This is a genomic window from Streptomyces sp. NBC_01549 (assembly GCF_026339955.1).
Lineage (GTDB): Bacteria > Actinomycetota > Actinomycetes > Streptomycetales > Streptomycetaceae > Streptomyces.
This window is the reverse complement of sequence record NZ_JAPEPW010000002.1, coordinates 493,504-510,639: the sequence shown is the minus strand read 5'-3', so window position 1 is coordinate 510,639 and position 17,136 is coordinate 493,504. Positions and strand designations below refer to the sequence as shown.

General features: G+C 69.1%; 15 protein-coding genes. 6 read left to right on the top strand and 9 right to left on the bottom strand.

Annotated features, from left to right (window positions below):
* Positions 1–650: 650 nt before the first annotated feature.
* The 3 genes from OG819_RS36905 (at position 651) to OG819_RS36895 (ending at position 3,647) form a co-directional block, all read left to right on the top strand.
* Positions 651–1,931, top strand: a complete 1,281-nt coding sequence (locus OG819_RS36905; protein WP_266653450.1) for an MFS transporter — start codon at positions 651–653, stop codon at positions 1,929–1,931.
* Between the two features lie 151 nt (positions 1,932–2,082).
* Entirely contained in the window at positions 2,083–3,489 is a 1,407-nt protein-coding gene (locus OG819_RS36900) for a cytochrome P450 (RefSeq protein WP_266655452.1), read from the top strand.
* A gap of 5 nt (positions 3,490–3,494) precedes the next feature.
* Positions 3,495–3,647 (top strand): hypothetical protein, encoded by a 153-nt coding sequence (locus tag OG819_RS36895; RefSeq protein WP_266633478.1) that lies wholly within the window; start codon positions 3,495–3,497, stop codon positions 3,645–3,647.
* Positions 3,648–3,659: 12 nt separating this feature from the next.
* On the opposite strand, the gene OG819_RS36890 is transcribed toward OG819_RS36895, so the two are convergent.
* Entirely contained in the window at positions 3,660–4,529 is an 870-nt protein-coding gene (locus tag OG819_RS36890) for an endonuclease/exonuclease/phosphatase family protein (RefSeq protein ID WP_266653448.1), read from the bottom strand.
* Positions 4,530–4,781: 252 nt separating this feature from the next.
* The gene (locus OG819_RS36885; RefSeq protein WP_266633482.1) at positions 4,782–5,300 is read right to left on the bottom strand and encodes a nitroreductase family protein; all 519 of its coding nucleotides are present in this window, start codon (positions 5,298–5,300) and stop codon (positions 4,782–4,784) included.
* A gap of 604 nt (positions 5,301–5,904) precedes the next feature.
* On the opposite strand from OG819_RS36885, the gene OG819_RS36880 reads away from it, so the two are divergent.
* The gene (locus OG819_RS36880; protein WP_266653446.1) at positions 5,905–8,175 is read left to right on the top strand and encodes a M4 family metallopeptidase; all 2,271 of its coding nucleotides are present in this window, start codon (positions 5,905–5,907) and stop codon (positions 8,173–8,175) included.
* Positions 8,176–8,322: 147 nt separating this feature from the next.
* Here OG819_RS36880 and OG819_RS36875 read toward each other — a convergent pair whose 3' ends face one another.
* Together OG819_RS36875 and OG819_RS36870 are read right to left on the bottom strand one after the other, a co-directional pair.
* Entirely contained in the window at positions 8,323–9,438 is a 1,116-nt protein-coding gene (locus OG819_RS36875; RefSeq protein WP_266653444.1) for a PP2C family protein-serine/threonine phosphatase, read from the bottom strand.
* Between the two features lie 101 nt (positions 9,439–9,539).
* The gene (locus OG819_RS36870) at positions 9,540–9,968 is read right to left on the bottom strand and encodes a DUF6010 family protein (RefSeq protein ID WP_266633488.1); all 429 of its coding nucleotides are present in this window, start codon (positions 9,966–9,968) and stop codon (positions 9,540–9,542) included.
* Positions 9,969–10,059: 91 nt separating this feature from the next.
* Between OG819_RS36870 and OG819_RS36865 the strand changes: the two genes are divergently transcribed.
* Entirely contained in the window at positions 10,060–10,764 is a 705-nt protein-coding gene (locus tag OG819_RS36865; protein ID WP_266653442.1) for a hypothetical protein, read from the top strand.
* A 309-nt stretch (positions 10,765–11,073) separates the two neighbouring features.
* Here the strand turns inward: OG819_RS36865 and OG819_RS36860 are convergent, their stop codons facing one another.
* The 5 genes from OG819_RS36860 to OG819_RS36840 all read right to left on the bottom strand — a co-directional run bounded on the left by OG819_RS36860 (position 11,074) and on the right by OG819_RS36840 (position 15,723).
* On the bottom strand, positions 11,074–12,525 hold the full coding sequence (locus OG819_RS36860; RefSeq protein ID WP_266655450.1) for an amidase: 1,452 nt from the start codon (positions 12,523–12,525) through the stop codon (positions 11,074–11,076).
* 215 nt (positions 12,526–12,740) lie between these two features.
* The gene (locus OG819_RS36855; protein WP_266653440.1) at positions 12,741–13,412 is read right to left on the bottom strand and encodes a formylglycine-generating enzyme family protein; all 672 of its coding nucleotides are present in this window, start codon (positions 13,410–13,412) and stop codon (positions 12,741–12,743) included.
* Positions 13,413–13,537: 125 nt separating this feature from the next.
* On the bottom strand, positions 13,538–14,272 hold the full coding sequence (locus OG819_RS36850; RefSeq protein ID WP_266653439.1) for a dienelactone hydrolase family protein: 735 nt from the start codon (positions 14,270–14,272) through the stop codon (positions 13,538–13,540).
* A 282-nt stretch (positions 14,273–14,554) separates the two neighbouring features.
* Positions 14,555–15,007, bottom strand: a complete 453-nt coding sequence (locus OG819_RS36845; protein ID WP_266653438.1) for a hypothetical protein — start codon at positions 15,005–15,007, stop codon at positions 14,555–14,557.
* Between the two features lie 176 nt (positions 15,008–15,183).
* Entirely contained in the window at positions 15,184–15,723 is a 540-nt protein-coding gene (locus tag OG819_RS36840; protein WP_266633500.1) for a hypothetical protein, read from the bottom strand.
* A gap of 716 nt (positions 15,724–16,439) precedes the next feature.
* On the opposite strand from OG819_RS36840, the gene OG819_RS36835 reads away from it, so the two are divergent.
* On the top strand, positions 16,440–17,048 hold the full coding sequence (locus tag OG819_RS36835) for a DJ-1/PfpI family protein (protein ID WP_266653437.1): 609 nt from the start codon (positions 16,440–16,442) through the stop codon (positions 17,046–17,048).
* Positions 17,049–17,136: the final 88 nt, after the last annotated feature.

Genomic DNA, 17,136 nt, shown 5'->3' with positions numbered 1-17,136 from the left:
CCCGCGTTTCGACCAGACGAAGGCGGCCAACGTCCATGAGCCGCACACCGGATGAGGACAACGGTTCGGTCACCGGCCCATGCTGACACGTCGATACGTCCCCCGCGGCCGCCGCGATCGACCGGGCGTGACGCCGGTTCGGCGGGGCGCCACCGCATCCGGTCGACCGGGATCCGGCGCTCCTCTTGCACGGCCCCCGAGTTGCTGATGTCATATTCAGCCGCAGGCCGGTGACTTTGGCCGATTACCCTTTCGGGTGATCCCGAAGTATCGGCTACCTTGTGGCTGCACAGATGTTGATGCCTAAACAAGGCTTGCGTCGATGCCCCTTCCCCGGTCTCGGTCGTGTCGATTCATCCCGCATGCCCGTTTCCCGACTCGCCTTCATTCCGAGCGGAGTTCGCGTGACCCGACATCGCGCCATGGCGTGGACGAACAGTCCTCTCTGCACCGGTCCTGGTGGCGAGGCGGCCCGTACAACCCCGTAGGTGCTCCAGCGGTGTCGAGCCGACCGCCGCCGGGACGCCGCACCGTGGACGGCGGGGCGGCTCCCAGGCTCGATGACTGTCGTGCACCTGCCTGCCTGAGGGCTGTCTGAGCCCGCCGGGCGTTCCCTATCACAGCTGAGTGAAAGCCCCCCCCCATACTCCGTGACCATTCAACTGTACGAGGGCCGACCGGCCGGTCGGCATGCCGCCGTACCTCCCGGCAGCCTGCTCCGCCGGGTCTACGCACCGCGAGCCTTCGACGCGCTCGCCTTCTCCATGTCGACGTACGCCATGCCGCTCCTGGTGCTGGCCACGACCGAATCCGCCTCGCTGACCGGCCTGGCCTTCGCGCTGGAGTGGCTGCCGCGGGTGGCGGCCTTCGGCCTGGCCGGTGATCTCGTCGACCGGCGGGGGGCCGCCATCGTGTTCTTCCTCGCCTCCTCGGCGCGCGCGGTGCTCGTGGCGGGCGGGAGCGTCGCGCTGACGATGCTGGAGCGGGGCACGGCGGAGACACTCGTCGTGATGGCACTGGCCGCCGCGACCGGCACCCTGACGCAGTTCAGCTTCATCGCCAACGAAGCAGTGGGCGCGATCGTCAGCCGCCGCGCGGACACCCAGGCACACAAGGTTCAGGCTGTCCTGATCGGCATCGACCAGACGGCGACGCTCACCGGACCCGCGCTCGGCGGCGTCCTGCTGCTGGCCGGGCCGGCCCACATGCTCGCCGTTCTGAGCGTGCTGTCGTGTCTGGCGGCGGCCCTCGGCCTGCAGACCCCGCCGACCCCCCTTCGCGGCTCCCAGCCCGGCACCACACAGCGGGGAGTGGGCCTCAGGACGGGCTGGCGGACGCTGCGTTCACTGCCCGCGCTCGGCTGGCTGGTGGGCGGCCTGACCGTCTCCAACCTCGCACTCGGGTTGCTCCAGTCCGCCAGCCCGATCATCGTCGTCGAGCGCTTCGGTCTCTCCCCCGCGGCCGTCGGCACCCTCTGGTCGGTGGCCGCGGCCTCCACGCTCCTGACGGTCACGGTCTGCCGCTTCGCGCTCAACCGGCTGGGCCTGTGGGGAGTCGGCGTGGTGTGCTCCACCGTCGCGTCCGCGGCCTGTCTCGCCCTGGCCCACGCGCCCACGTACACCGCGTACGTCGTCCTCATGGCGCTGTTCATGGCGGGCGACGGCGGCCTGACCGTCGTCCTGCGCACCCTGCGCTCACTCCTCATCCCGGCCGCGGTCTTCGGCAGCACCCTCTCCCTGACCATCCTGCTTCTGCTGCTGCCCTTCCCGCTCGCGGGCATCGTGGTCGCCCTCACCTCACCGTGGGCCCTCGACTACGTCATCGCGGTGTGCGCCGCGCTGCAGGCCGTCGCCCTCGGACTCGCCTTCCTGCGACTGCGCACCGATCCGGTCCTGCGCACCCCGGGCAAACCAGCGCAGGTCACGGCCTGAACCAAGTGGCGCCCCGCAGCGGCCCGTTCACGCGGCCTGGGGTAAGGTCTGCCACCGGTTCGTAGCCACTGAGGGGCTACGAACCGGCGCCGGGGCGGGGAATGTCGGAGGGCTGCGAACGGTGGAATCCCACGTGGGGGACGGCGGAGCCATGGACGTGGACGACACGCGGCTGGAGGCGATGAGCGCGCAGCCGCTGATGACCCGGGACTACGAGACGCGCCCCGCGCTCGTGTACGAGCGGCTGAGGCAGCGTCACGGCCCGGTCGCGCCGGTCGACCTGCTGGGCGTCCCCGCGTGGTTGGTCCTGGGGTACCGCGAGTCGCTCCAGGTCCTCCAGGACGACGACGCGTGGCCGAAGGGCCTGGAGAACTGGCGGGCCCGGTCGGAGGGCAGGGTTCCCGCCGACTGGCCGCTCGGCCCCTCCCTGGAGGTGAACCATGTGCTGATCCAGGGCGGTCCCGGCTACCAGCCGCTGCGTACGGCCTGGGACGCGGCGCTCAAACCCTTCCAGGACCCGCGCCATCCTCAGACGAAGCGGCTGAAGACGGCCGTCACGGCCCACGCCGACGAACTGATCACCCTGTTGGGACAGGGCGGCGGCACGGGCGTGGCCGACCTGTCGGCGCAGTTCGCGCGACCGCTGCCGCTGATGGTGGCAAGCCATCTGCTCGGCTTCCCCGGCTCACAGGGCGACGACGCGCTGATGGACATGCGGCGGGTGCTCGACGCGGGGCCGGACGCGGAACCCGCCCTGGAACGCCTGCTGGAGACCCTGGTGGAGCTGGCGGCGGCCAAGCGGACACGGCCGGGCGACGACTTCCCCTCCTACCTGCTGGCCACCCACCCCGACCTCTCCCTCGACGCGCTTGCCCGTGAGTTGTTCATGCTGCTCGGCATGACGTCCGACCACGTCGGCATCCTGATCTCCAACACCGTGGTCGAGGTCATCGCGGGGGAGGGCGGCGCGCGGGCCAGCCTGTCCGCCGGGATGGTCAGGGAGACCATGAACCGGGTCGTCATGCGCAAGCCGCCGCTGGTGAACTTCGTACCGAGGTTCGCGGCGAAGGACACTCCCCTCGGCAACTACACCATCCGCGAAGGCGATCCGGTGTGGGTGTCCTCCGCCGCCGCGCACGCCGATCCCGTCTTCGCCGACCACGTGGTGGCCAACACGACGATCAGCACCCGGGCGCATCTCGCGTGGGGCGCGGGCCGGCGCCAGTGCCCGGCGCGCGAGCTGGCGTCGACGGTCGCGGCGACGGGTGTGAGCCGGCTGTTCGAGCGCTTCTCCCACCTGGAACTCGCCCTCCCGGTGGACCAACTGCCCTGGCGCTCCTCCCCGTTCATGCGCGGACTGCGATCGCTGCCCGTACGGTACGAACTCGCCTCGCCGGTCGCCCTGTTGGCGCCGGAAGAGCAGGAACGGGCCGCGGAGCCGGAATCAGACACACCTGACACACCCGACACACCCGGGACGGTGGTGACGGACCAGGCCGTCCAGCGCCGCTCGTCGCTCTGGCGCTACCTGACGGGCCTGATACGGACGGGCCGTTGAGGCCCGTGATCCCAGCCACGCAGGCCGAGCGTGAGGCGGACCGCCTGGGCGTCGGCGGCCAGCGCGCGGCCGCGCTCCGAGCCCGGGCAGCGCTGGCCGAGCACCTCGGCGACACGGAAGAAGCCGTCCGCCTCCTGGACGCGACCACGCAGGAGTAGAACGGACGAGGTTCAAAGGGACAGTTCCAGCACGAGCGGGCGATGGTCCGAGATCCCCGTCACCGGTGCGCGCGCTCCGCTCGCCGCGCTCACGCCGACGCCGGTCGCGAGCACATGGTCGAACTGCACGACCGGACGGTGCGCGGGATAGGTCGGGATGCGGGCCAGATCCCGCCAACCGCGGGGCGACGGTGCGGTGTGGGCCTTGCGGGGCGCGTTGAGTACGGCCCTGGGCAGGACGCCGACCAGGTTGAAGTCGCCCAGCAGGACATGAGGTGAGGGCAGGTCGGCGATCCAGCCGCGGACCGCGAGGAGCTGCCGGATGTTCCATCCCGGTACGAACGACAGATGCACCGCCACCGCAGTGAACGGACCACCCGGGCCCTCCAGTACGGCGGCCAGCGCGGCGCGCGGCTGGTCCCGAACCATGGTGAGCCCGGGTCGCCCGGCCATTCTCAGGGGCATAGCGAGGGGTGCCGGGGCCAACCGCCGGGCCCGCCACTCCCGTACCGGAAACCGGGAGAGTAAAGCGATTCCGTGCGAGGGGACATCCGTGGCCGAACTCGCGTCCCGTGGGCCGTACACCCGCAACCCCGGCTCGGCCGGATCGAGGACCCATCCCCGCTGCGGTGTGGAACGGGCGTGGAACGCGCTCGCGTAGCGCCAGTGCTTCAGTCCTGCCGCGTCGACGGCGACCGACGCCTGGTCGATCCCGCCCGAGCGCTCCTGGAGGCGGTCCAGTTCCTGCAACGCCAGCACATCGGCGCCCAGGGACAGGACAGCTCGGGCGAGCGGATCGTCGGCCGGGTTCGGGGCGGGGGAGAAGGGCGTGCCGTTCGGCAGCGGTCGGCCGTGCAGCACATTGAACGTAGCGAACCGCACCGGTCGACGGCGCGCACCCTGGTCCCGCCGATTCCGCTGATTCATGGTCAGGCCTGGCTTCCCGTACCGGGCCGGTCCGTGTCCTGGCGCGCCCGGGGCCCCCGCCCACTGTACCCATGGAAGCGATGAACCAGCCGGCAAAGGGGTGGCAACCCGTGCTCGGGTCATGTCCGATGACGGGACGCAGGGTGTCGAGAGAGCAGGTCGGTCATGAGCATCACCGCCGACCCGGCGAACCGCCCGGTCACAGTGCTACTCCGACAGCGACCAGGGGGCGGAACGCAGGTCGGCGACGCTGCGTCGGTCGCGGCTCGCCGCCGGCCCTTCGGCGGCCTTTCCGAGCGCGATCATGGAGACGATCACCCATCCCGGGTCCGGGCACAGTTCTTCGGTGAGGCCTTCCAGGTCGAAGGCCCTGAACTGGTGGGCGTCCAGTCCCATCGCCTGGCCCTGGACGGTCAGGTGGGCGACGGCCTGCCCGAGGTCGTAGTCCGCGAACTCGGAGTAGAGCAGCCGCGTGTCGCCGACGTAGCGGCGCGCCAGCGTGACGACGAGGAGGCCTGCGTCCGTCGCCCACCGGGCCGAGCTGGGCGCGAGATGGCGCACCACCCTTTCGTGCTCCCGCTCACCGGGCCGGCTCGTGAAGAACCCCCATGGCTGGGAGTTCCCCGCGGACGGTGCCCACCGTGCGGCTTCCAGCAGCAAGTCGAGGGAGTGGTCGTCGACGGCGGCCGACGGGTCGAACTTGTAAGGGCTGAACCGTCCCGCCAAGAGAGGATGGAGGCCGGCGGGTGGTTCCGGATCACGTTGCACGCCCGGGTACAACTGACCACCGTACGGGCGTATTCCAGGCCTGGACGCCGGCCGATCGGGCACGTTCGGAGGAGGGCACAGCGTTCTTGCGAGAGGGCACTCTGACGCGTGGCCCCGCCGAACGTGCTCTGTCCGCCTGCGACGTGGTCACGGACGATGTGGCTCTTCCGCTGGGATGCCGACCGGCCCGCGCCGCCTGATCGACCCACCCGCCGGACCTTCGCGCCGTTCGTCACCCGTGTCACCCGTGCTCCCCTGACCGTCCGGCCCCGGCCGAAAAGCGCCCTGAGTCGGGGTGAACATCCAGCAATCAATAGCCAATTTCAGCCGTTACTTTGTCATCTCCATGACAAGACTGTGCATGCGATGTCAGTCTGCTCTTGAACGTTCACCGTTCCTTCACGCCCCCCACCTGTCGCGCGCCGCCGAGTTCCGTCACACCCCTCGTGGGTCACCTCGTGCAGCGCCCTTCCCTGCTCAGCGCGTCGCCAGCCGGCCACACCCTGTCGGCCCGCTCTCTCGGCCTCGACCACGGGCCGATCGTCGCCAGAAGGAGAAGCCCTTGCTCCCGCCCCACCGCCCCTCGCACCGACGCAGATACACCGCGGCGTTGGCGCTCACCGCCGCCGGCACGCTGCTCGCCGCCGGTTTCCACACCGGCGTCGCGTCCGCCGCTCCCCTCGACCGCGGCCACGCGAAGATCGTCGCCACTCCCCGGGCCGGCGCCGCCCCGGCGAAGCTGTCTCCCGCCGCGCACGCCGCGCTGCTCAAGAGCGCGACCGCCGCGGTCGGCGACACCGCGAAGATCCTCGACCTCGGCTCCAAGGAGAAGCTGATCGTCAAGGACGTCGCGAAAGACGCCGACGGCACCACGCACACCCGCTACGAGCGCACCTACGCCGGTCTGCCGGTCCTCGGCGGCGACCTCGTCGTACACGCCAAGAACGGTCTCTCCACCGTGTCCGAGGCGAGCAAGGCCGACCTCAAGGTGGCGACCACCACCGCCCGCGTCACCTCCTCGACCGCCGCCCACAAGGCACTCGCGGTCGCGAAGAAGGCCGACGCCACGCGTCCCGCGGTCGACGGCGCTCCCCGGCTCGTCGTCTGGGCCGCCGGAGCCGAACCGGTACTGGCCTGGGAGTCGGTGGTCGGCGGCACCCAGGACGACGGCACGCCGAGCGAGCTCCACGTCATCACCGACGCCACCTCGGGCAAGGCCCTCTTCGACTTCCAGGCGGTGCGCACCGGCACGGGCACGGGCCAGTACGCCGGATCGGTTCCGCTCAGCACCACGCCGTCCGGCTCCACGTACCAGCTCGTGGACGGCGACCGCGCGGGTCACCGCACCTACGACCTGAACCAGGGCACCTCGGGCACGGGCACCCTCTTCACGGATGACAACGATGTCTGGGGCGACGGTACCCAGAGCAACCGGCAGACGGCCGGCGTGGACGTCGCCTTCGGCGCCGCGGCCACCTGGGACTACTACAAGGACGTCTTCGGCCGCAACGGCATCCGCAACGACGGCGTGGCCGCCTACAGCCGCGCCCACTACGGCAACAGCTACGTCAACGCCTTCTGGTCCGACAGCTGCTTCTGCATGACGTACGGGGACGGTGCGAGCAACGCGCACCCGCTGACCGCCCTGGACGTCGCCGCACACGAGATGAGCCACGGCGTGACCGCCGCCACCGCGGGTCTCACCTACTCGGGCGAGTCCGGTGGCCTCAACGAGGCGACCTCGGACATCTTCGCCGCCGCGGTGGAGTTCCACGCCAACCTGTCCGCCGACGTCCCCGACTACCTGGTCGGCGAGAAGATCGACATCAACGGCAACGGCACCCCGCTGCGCTACATGGACAAGCCCTCCAAGGACGGGGCGTCCCGCGACAACTGGGACTCCTCACTGGGCGGCCTCGACGTCCACTACTCCTCCGGACCGGCCAACCACTTCTTCTACCTGCTCTCCGAGGGCAGCGGCGCCAAGACCGTCAACGGGGTCTCCTACGACAGCCCGACCTACGACGGTGTACCGGTGACCGGCATCGGCATCGAGAACGCCCAGCGGGTCTGGTACCGGGCTCTGACCACCTACATGACTTCCAGCACCAACTACGCCGGGGCTCGCACCGCGACCCTCCAGGCCGCGGCCGACCTCTTCGGCGCGTACAGCGACACCTACCTCGCCGTCGCCGCCGCCTGGGCCGGGATCCACGTCGGCGACCGGATCGCGCTGGGCGTCAACGTGGCCCCGATCGACGACCAGACCAGTGGCGTCGGCCAGCAGGTCTCCCTGCAGACCAGCGCCTACACCACCAACTCCGGCGCCGGCCTGACCTACGCAGCCACCGGCCTGCCGGACGGTCTGACGATCAGCGACACCGGCCTGATCTCCGGGGTTCCGACCACCACCGGAAGCAGCGACGTGACCCTGACGGTCACCGACAGTACGGGAGCGTCGGTCTCGGTGAGCTTCACCTGGCGGGTGGCGAACATCTTCGCCAACAGCACGAGGGTGGACATCCCCGATGCCGGAGCCGCGGTCGAGTCGCCGATCACCATCACCGGCCAGTCCGGCAACGCCTCGGCCACCACCCAGGTCTACGTCAAGATCATCCACACCTACCGCGGTGACCTGACGGTCTCTCTGGTCGGCCCCGACGGCACCGTCTACCCGCTGCTGAACCACAGTGGCGGCAGCGCCGACAACGTCGACCAGACCTTCACCGTCGACGCCTCCGCGCAACCCGTGACCGGCACCTGGAAACTGAGGGTCCAGGACACCGCCGCGATCGACGTCGGCTACATCCAGCAGTGGCAGCTCACCCCCTGACCGCTCCGCCTTCCGGCCTCGCCGGCCCGGCCCGCCCCGCGCGGTCCGGGCGGGCGAGCGCCTGTCTTTCGGACCAGGCCTGGGTCGCGGGGCCCGGCGCGGTTTTCCTTGAGCGCCCTGGTCCAAAAAACAGGCCCTCGCCGTGCCCTAGCTGTCCTCACCCCGCTCACCCTGGACATCAGGTGTGAGCACCAGCATCGTGACGTCGTCACGCACCGCGGTGCAGAACCGTAGGAGGTCCTCCCAGACGCGGTCGGTGAGGTCGGCCGGTCCCTCCTGGGCCAACGTGGTCAGGCGCTCGGCCAGGGGATAGAAGGCGCCCGTCCCGTCCCGGCTCTCGGTTATTCCGTCGGACCCCAGGAACAGCCGGTCGCCGCGCTCCAGTTGGACGGTGCAGATCTGCGGCGGGGAGATCTCGAAGAACCCGAGGCCGAGGGGGGCTCCCGGTTCGAGAACGAGCTCGACGGCCTTCGCGTCGCGCAGCAGAAACGGATGCGGGTGTCCGCAGGAGGTCAGGCGCACCGCGTCCGCGTCGGCCGAGAACTCGAGCAGCAGGGCGGTCGCGAACAGCTCCGCGTGTGCGGTCTGGGCCGAGTCCACGACGAGTCGGCGATCGAGGCGGGCCGCGGCCGACTTCAGGTCGCGCTCGTCGAGCACGGTCTCGCGGAAGGCCCCGAGGAGCGAGGCGACGGTCGAGACGGCCGACAGTCCGTGCCCCTGCACATCCCCCATCACCGTTCGTACGCCGTACGGGCCGGCGCGTACGTCGAAGAAGTCGCCGCCCACCAGCGTCTCGCGCTGCGCCGCCCGGTAGAGCGCCGCGCAGTGCACCGGGCCGACGCGTTCGGGAAGCGGCGGCAGCACGGCGAGCTGGGCGGCCTCCGCGACGGTACGCACCGTGACCAGGTGGGCGTCGCGCCGGCTGCGCACCAGGGACACGACGACGCTCAGGATCGCGACGAACGTGATGGTCAGCAGGTCGGTGTTACCGGGATGGTTGAGCTGGAGCGGCGGTACATACAGGAGCACGATGATGACGGCGCCGAAGACGGCCGTCGCCACCGGCCCGTAGGAGAGCACGGCCAGCGACGGGATGGCGCCCAGCAGGAAGCCGATGTCCAAGGGGTGCGGACTCACGAGTTCGGCGACGCAGACCGCCACCAGGAGAGCCGGGGGCAGCACCCGCACCCAGGGCGGTGGCGGTGCTCCGCGCAGCCAGCCTCGGTCCTCCCGGCCTCGGTCCCGCTGGTCGGCCGTGCCCATAGCACTCCTCCCTACCCCACCACGCTCCTCCTTCCGGGTGCCGGGCGCATCACGGAGTCCCCCACGGAAAAGAGGGAGATCGGTCGAGGAGGGAACAGGTCCTAGGTGCGTGACGCGTCGGAGGTGGAGGCGGGGCGCGGGGAGAACCAGGAGCCGATCAGGGTGGGGAGCGAGGGTCCGCCGCGCAGGCACCAGAGGGCGATCACCGGGTCGCAGATCGCGCAGCCGAGCGACGAGTGCGTGGCGAAGGGGATGATCGGGGCTCCCCGCAGGTAGTGCAGAGCGTCCCAGACGGTGTGCAGCAGCCAGGCGATGCCGATCCAGACGTACGAGTCGAGGCCGCGGTAGGCGCAGTAGGTGACCGCGGCGGTGAAGACGAATTCCCAGGCACCGAAGCTGCCACTGCTCAGATAGGCGGCTCCGGCCCCGGCGACCATGATGGCGTTGAACCGCCGCCGCGTGGGCTCCCGGAGCAGGGACATGAGGAACGCGTAGAGAACACCGATGAGTACGGGTGCGACGAAGAGCATGAGCGAGACGCTAAGGGGATGATCGTGGCCCCGGCAGTGGCCGAAATGACAGAGTGCGACGAGTTCCCGCCATCCGGCGCCCCCGATTCCGGTGACCGCCGCGCCGTCGCGAGGTGAGCCGCGACGGTTCGACACGGACCGCGATGGTGCCGGCGATCACCGCGTCCAGCTGGACCAGGCGCTGCGGCCCGTTCGGGCCGTCCACCAGCCGGGACTGGATCTCGCCGTTGCGGTACCAGGACCGCAGGGCCGAGCGGGAAACGCCGGTCTCGGCTTCCGCCGTGGTCGGCGTGACCCAAGGTGTCTAGAACGGCTGCTCGAACAGCTCCAGCTCATTCTGCCAGCACGCGAGCCCGACAAGGGGACGGCGCAGGTCGATATCGCCGCGTTGGTCAAGCCCGGCACGGCCAGGGCGCTGCGCGAACTGGGGGTCGACCCGGATGCGGTCGCTGTCAAGATCGACGAACTGGATCCGGAGACGACCACCGACGGGAACCCGGAGGAGGCCGCCGCGCGCAAGATGGAAATCCGGCTGGTCGACGACGAGGTGCACCTGATCCTGCGGGACCCGACAACGGTCACGGTCGCCAAGAAGGTCACCGAGCTGTCCGGTGGCCCGGTCCAGGGCGTCGGGCCGGTCGCCGGAGTGTTCGTCCTGCTCTGGCGGTCGGCCAACCAGACGCTGCTGCAGATCCAGCGCATGCCGGAACCGGAACCCGAAGACGAGGACGGATCCGTCGCGAGCAACGCGGCCAAGGTCGTGCGCACGGTGCTCGCGCCCCGGCTCCGCCGGTGAACCGGCTGATCAGCGGGCCGGAAACGGTCGTTGGGACGGGCGAGGACGGGGGCGTGGTGAGCGACGACGCGCTGGCGCCCGTTCTCGTCAGCGACCAGGGCGTGGTTCGCATGCGCGTTCGCCGCGCCCACCGAGGCGCAGCGCGGCGCCTGGCAGACCGTCGCCGCCGGACGTCACGCTGCTCGGCGACGACCTCCTGTCGTGTGGTGGGAGGCGGGTGACATTCGCGTGCCGGGCAGCGACTGTGCGCACTCGGAGGATCCCGTCGTGATCCGCGCCTCTTCCTCGACGGACACCCGGGAGTACGCCCTACTTCGGTGTCTGGAAGCCGCCGATCTTCTGCTCGAGCAGTTCGGCCAGCCGCAGCGGGGTGCGGTCCTCGAACATCGGACCGATGAGCTGCACTCCCACCGGCAGACCCTCGGGGGACCGGCCCGCGGGTATGGCGGTGGCGGGCAGGCCGGGCATGGTGGGCAGACCGGCCCAGACGAGCTGGTCGAAGTACGGGTACTCGACGCCGTCGATGTCGATCCGGCGTTCCAGCGGATTGGGGTTGTGGTCGTGCGGGAACGCGGGAGTCGGCGTGATCGGACACACCACGGCATCGAACTCGGCAAAGAGCTGCCGCCAGCCGTGACGGTGGAGCTTGCGGTGGTTGTTGGCCTCGATCCAGTCGCGGTGGCTGAACACCATCCCGCGCAGCCGCGCCGCGTCGAGGCTCTGGTCGTCTGCGCTCAGTCCGGCGGCGCGGGTCCGCAGCTGCTCGTAGGCGTCGACGGGAAAACGTGCGACAGAGCCCGAAAACAGCAACTGCGTGTAAAGCATGGCGGCTTCGGTCAGGTCGGGCAGCAGCGGACTGTGCCGCTCGACGCGGGCGCCGCCGTCGACGAGCGCGTCGGCCACCCGGTTCACGCCCGCCCGCACAGCGGACCCGGTCGGAATGAGCGGATGCTCCTCGAGGACCAGGACCCGGAAGTCGCCGAGCCGCTCGTGGCGCGCGGGCGGCAGCGTCAAGTCGTGCGCCTTGCCGAGCGTCAGCGGGTCCGGTCCGGCCATGACGTCGAGCAGGAGCGTGAGGTCGCGGGCAGTGCGCGCCATCGGACCGACGACGGCGAGGTCGAGGTCGACCGGCAATGGCGGTGCCGGCGGCGCGACCATGCCGCGGGTTGCCGCCAGTCCGAGTGTCGGCTTGTGCGCATAGATGCCACAGAAATGCGCGGGGGTGCGCAGCGAACCGGCGAGGTCGGAGCCGATGGACAGCGCGCAGAATCCGGACGCCAGGGCCGCCGCTGATCCGCCGGAGGATCCGCCCGGCGTGCGATCGTGATCCCACGGATTGTTGGTGGTGCCGTAGATCTCGTTGAAGCTCTGGATATCTTGCAGCCCCAAGGGCACATTGGTCTTACCCAGTACCACCGCGCCCGCGGCCTTGAGCCGCGACACCTGTACCGCGTCCTCGGCCGGCACATAGTCCCGGTGTTGCGGCATGCCCCAAGTCGTGGGCAGCCCAGCCATGTTGTAGGACTCTTTGACCGTCACCGGAATACCGAGCAGCGGCCGGTCCTCGCCGCGGGCGCGCGCCTGGTCGGCGCCGCGCGCGGCGGCCCGTGCACGGTCGAAGTCCGGTACACAGATCGCGTTGATCGCCTTGTCGTCCCGTTTGATACGGGCGATCGCCGCGTCGGTCAGTTCCGCCGAGGTCACTTCACCGGCACGTAAGGCAGCCGCGAGTGTCTCGGCCGTCTGAAAATTCCACTCCATGAATCCGACCGTATCGGCCACTGGAAGAGGTCATAAAATGCCGCTTCGCACAACGGGTCGGATGCCGCCAGTCGCCGCAGACGCTTGTGACCCGGGTGGACTGGATTGGCTGAGACAGCCGACGAAGCGGCGTGGTTGTCCCCTGTGCGGGAAAGAGGTGCGCCGTCCGTCGGCGGTGGCGGACGTCACGTTCGACGACGCGCGGAAACCGGGCGTCACACGTTGGAGCGCGCGATGCGGAACCCTACGTCGTCGACCTGGAATGTCGGGTGGCTGCGGCGCCGAGCGGAGGCCCGGCAACTCCAGTGCTCATCGAACCAGCCACCGCCGCGGAGCACCCGGTAGGTGCCGTAGACCTCGGCGTCGTAGACGTCCCAGCACCAGTCCCAGATGTTGCCGAGCATGTCGTAAAGACCCCACGGGTTGGGGTGTTTGCCGCCCACGGCGTGGACGCGCTCGTGCGAGTTGCCGCGGTACCAGGCGATCTCGTCGAGCGGCGCGTACCGCGGCCCGGTCGTACCGGCACGGCAGGCGTGCTCCCACTCGGCTTCGGTCGGCAGCCGGTACCCGTCGGCGGATGCGTCCCACTCGATGCCTTCGCTGTCGGCAGGGAGGTGGTAGGCGGGCGTGAACCCGTCGTGCAGGGACAGGGAGTTGCAGAACTGTGCCGCGTCCCACCAGGAAACGCTCTCGACGGGCAACTGGTCCCCGTGGGCGGTACTCGGCCGCCGGCCGGTGATCTGTGCGTACAACGCCTGGGTGACCGGAAATGCCGCGAGCTGGTAGGGCGCAAGCTCGACCGACCAACTGCGCTGCGTCCGCCGGTCCGACAGCGTTACCTGCCCAGGCGGGATGGCGACCATCTCGTTTCCCGCGATCACGTCCATGACCAAGAGATCCTACCGAGACGTGTCAGTTCGCCACGCCGGGGTCGGACCAGGACGCCCCGGCGCCGACGAGCCGTCCGCTGGTCGCGGCCGTGTACTTCAGGTTTGGTTTCCGAGCCGGAGCCTCAGCTGTTGGTCAGTGTGCGGTCGAGGAGGGGGAGCAGGCGGTCCCAGTGGCGCTGCAGTCCGGCGGGGTCGAAGGCGTCGGTGTCGGACATGGTGAACCCGTGGACGGTGCCGGGGTAGATCTCGGAGGTGTAGTCGACCTTCGCGGCGTCCAGGGCCCGGTTGAGCTCGCTCAGGGCCTCGGGCGTCAGGTCGCTCTCGGCGTGGCCGAAGTGGACCTGGGCGGTGATCTCGGCGAGGGTGTCGGGCCCGTCCGCGCCCACGGGACCGTGGAATGCGGCGACGGCGGCCACCTGACCGGGGTGGGCCGCGGCGGTGCGCATCGCCAGGAGTCCGCCTATGCAGTAGCCGGTCACCGCGACCGGTCCGGCGGCGACCTCGGGCTGGGTGGTGAGGAACCCGAGGTAGGCGTCGGCGTCACGCCGTACGCGTTCGGCGGTGTGCGCCGCGATCAACGGCATCAGCTGGGCCATGAGCGCGGGCCGGGCCTCTGCTCCGATGTGCTCGGGAAGTTCGATCAGCGGTGCCGGGCCGTGCCGGTAGAAGAGGTTGGGGACGAGTACGTAGTACCCGTGCTCGGCTAGTTCGCGGGCCATCTCCCGCAGCACAGGCCGGATGCCGAAGCCGTCCGCGTACATCAGCACCCCGGGGTGCGGCTCGCCGTGGTCGGGGAAGGCCGCGAAGGCGTCGGCCTGGCCGTCCGTGGTGGGAATCCGCAGCGTCTTGGTGGGCATGAACTCTCCTGTCGTGGTTGATGTGTCGAGCCTGTGATCAACACGACGGAGGAGGAGCCCGCGCAGCAACGCAAGATCCTCGATCGAACAGCGGGCCCGCACCGGCCCGTACGGCGCTCAGAAGAGCACCGGGTCACCAATCTGTGTGTGGCGCAATGCCGTCCCGGTATTCATGGCCGCGCAGTGTAGCCCGCCGGGCGGAAGCCGACGCCGGCACCCCGGTTCGACAAGCTCGCCGTCCGCTTCAAAGCCACCGTCGGGGCCATTGCGACCAGCGCGTCTTCAGCGGTAGAGAACGACGAGGGAGGCGAGCAGCAGCGTACCTGCGGCAGTGATTCCCAGGATCCGGTAGCGGCTCCACGCGGCGAGCGCGAAGGCGCATGACCATGCTCTGCCTGTGATGGTGACAGCCCACCAGCCCGCGGTCGTCTGTGCGGCCACGAAAGGAAACGGCGCCAGCAGGATCGTTGGGGGGATGACGGCGAGCCGTGGCCTGATGCCCAGCTGCTTGTAGACGACGACCAGGACGACCAAGGCGATCGTGATGATGAGGGGGATGGCTGTCAGGTCCCACCAGGTGAAGCAGAGGCCGTCGGTCGTCTCGCATGCCTGGTTGCTGCGATGTTCGACCCACGAGAGGTAGTGTCCGGCGCCGGTGGCCAGAACCGTACCCGTGGCAGCAGCGCCTATCACACGGGGTATGACGGGGCGTGGCTCTGCGAGTGGGGTGTCCATGCCCGCAGCTTTTCCCAATCGATGGCCGGGGGCCTGAGTACGGATACTCAGTTCCCGCATCAGTTACCTGTCGCATTCCCCGGAGAGGAGGGTGGTGTTCTGGTCGAGTAGCGCGACCGGGATTCCATGCCGTGAGACAGCATGGAATCCCGGGCTTGCGGCTCCTGCAGTGCTGCCTAGTTGCAGTTCGTCGAGTCTCGAACAGCGTTGACGAGGTAGGTGCTTGAGCTTGAGGTGTTCTTCATCAGAGCGGTGACCGTGCCGCAACCGCCGTGGGTGCGGTAGACAGGTCCTGCGTACTCGCTGAAGTTGCCCTCGTCACTCGCACAGCCCTCTGCCGTGTAGTTCGAACAGAGCTTGAGCTTCATCCATTTCGCGCCACTCGTGTTGTTGTCGAAGATGGCACACGTAGGAGCGTCATTGCTCGCGGGGTTGGATCCCTTGACGTAGACGAAGAGGGTCCCCAGGCGTGAGGCGTCGGGCAACTGCTCGGCTCTGTAGAGGTTGTACCCCGTACCGCAGACAGTCGCAGCCGCTACGACTGCGGTGGGATTCTCCGCTGCAAACGACCTGGCGTTGTCGTCGGCCTTGGTCGAAACGCTGGGAACCGGCCGGTCGGCTGCCGCGACCTGCGGAGCGGTCAGGCCGAGTATGCCCAGGGTGGCTGCCGCCGCTGAAAACGCGATTTTCGCTGCATGTTGGCTTCGTACGGTCATGAGATCCCCCTCTGGAAATCATTGAACTAGCCGCCCAAGAAACTCTAGAAACGCAGATGGGCGAAGCGAATAACAGCGGTGAGAGCCAATCAGATCGTCTCTCTTGCTGTCTACGTGGATTTTCGCGAGAAAACGGATGCTGTTGTTCCGCTGTGACTCTGAGCGCGTGGATCTTCCTCTCGCGAGGGGAAGAACCGGGCGATCGTCCGGTTGCCCAGTTACCCGTAGTCCCGACCCCGAGGTGAGTTGAGTGGCGCACGTCACGCTATGGGCGAAGCTGTCGAACTGTCTGTTTTTGGCCATTGGCCGAAGGGTGACGGGAGTCCGCCACCAGAGATGTCAGGGCATGGGTTGGGACGTGGAGGGGCGGCGACACCTGCGGATTCGTGATCACGGTCCGAGTATCGGCGGACGTTGGTTTGCCGACACTCCGGAAGTGGCCATTGGTGCCACGTGCGGCGCTTTGTGGGGCGGGATTTCACCGCTCCACCGGTGAGTTCCCGAGCGCGACGTCGCCCGCTATTTCGCGGATTTCTTCCGTTATAATGAACGACCTCGATCCTGATCGTGGCATCAAGAGCCGTAGTTCGAAATTCAGGCGCACAGTTCGAAACGCGGGGCGCCGGTAGGCATGCCACCAACCACACTTTGGCTCTCGCCCCGGAACCGCGCGCCAGGCAGACTGCAGATCTGATGCCGTACGTGAAGGAGTTGTGATGCAGGTAGCCGTGGTCACCTTTGACGGGTTCAACGAGCTCGACAGCTTCATCGCGTCCGCGCTGATCAACCGGTGCCGTAAGGACGGCTTGGAAGCCTTCATCACGACGCCGACGCCGGTCGTCACGTCGATGAACGGCGTTGAGGTGACCGGGCAGCGCCCGATGGAGTTCGTGACCGAGGCCGACGTCGTGCTGATCGGCAGTGGGGTGAAGGCGCGCGACGTGGTTGCCGACGACCGGCTGATCTCCAGGCTGCGCCTCGACCCATCACGACAGCTGATCGGTTCACAGTGCTCCGGCGCACTGGTGCTCGCCCGGCTCGGGCTGCTGCATGGCATGCCGGCTTGCACGGACATGAAGAGCCGGCCCTTTGTCGAAGCCTGCGACGTCACCGTGTTGGACGCGCCGTTCCACGCCGAGGGGAACATCGCTACCGCGGGCGGCTGCCTGGCATCCCAGTATCTCGCCACGTGGGTGATCACCCGGATGCTCGGGGAGGACGCCGCGCGCGACATCATCGGCTACGTGGCTCCGGTCGGCGAAAACCAGGAGACCGTCGAGCGCGCCATGCGTGCCATCCACGCGGGCGAGGCCGCACTGCGCTGACGCGCCGCAGGAACGGAGCTTGTCCGTGACAAGCACCCGTGGCACCGTGCTCGTCCAGATGCCACTTGCGACCGGGTCCAGGCTGCCT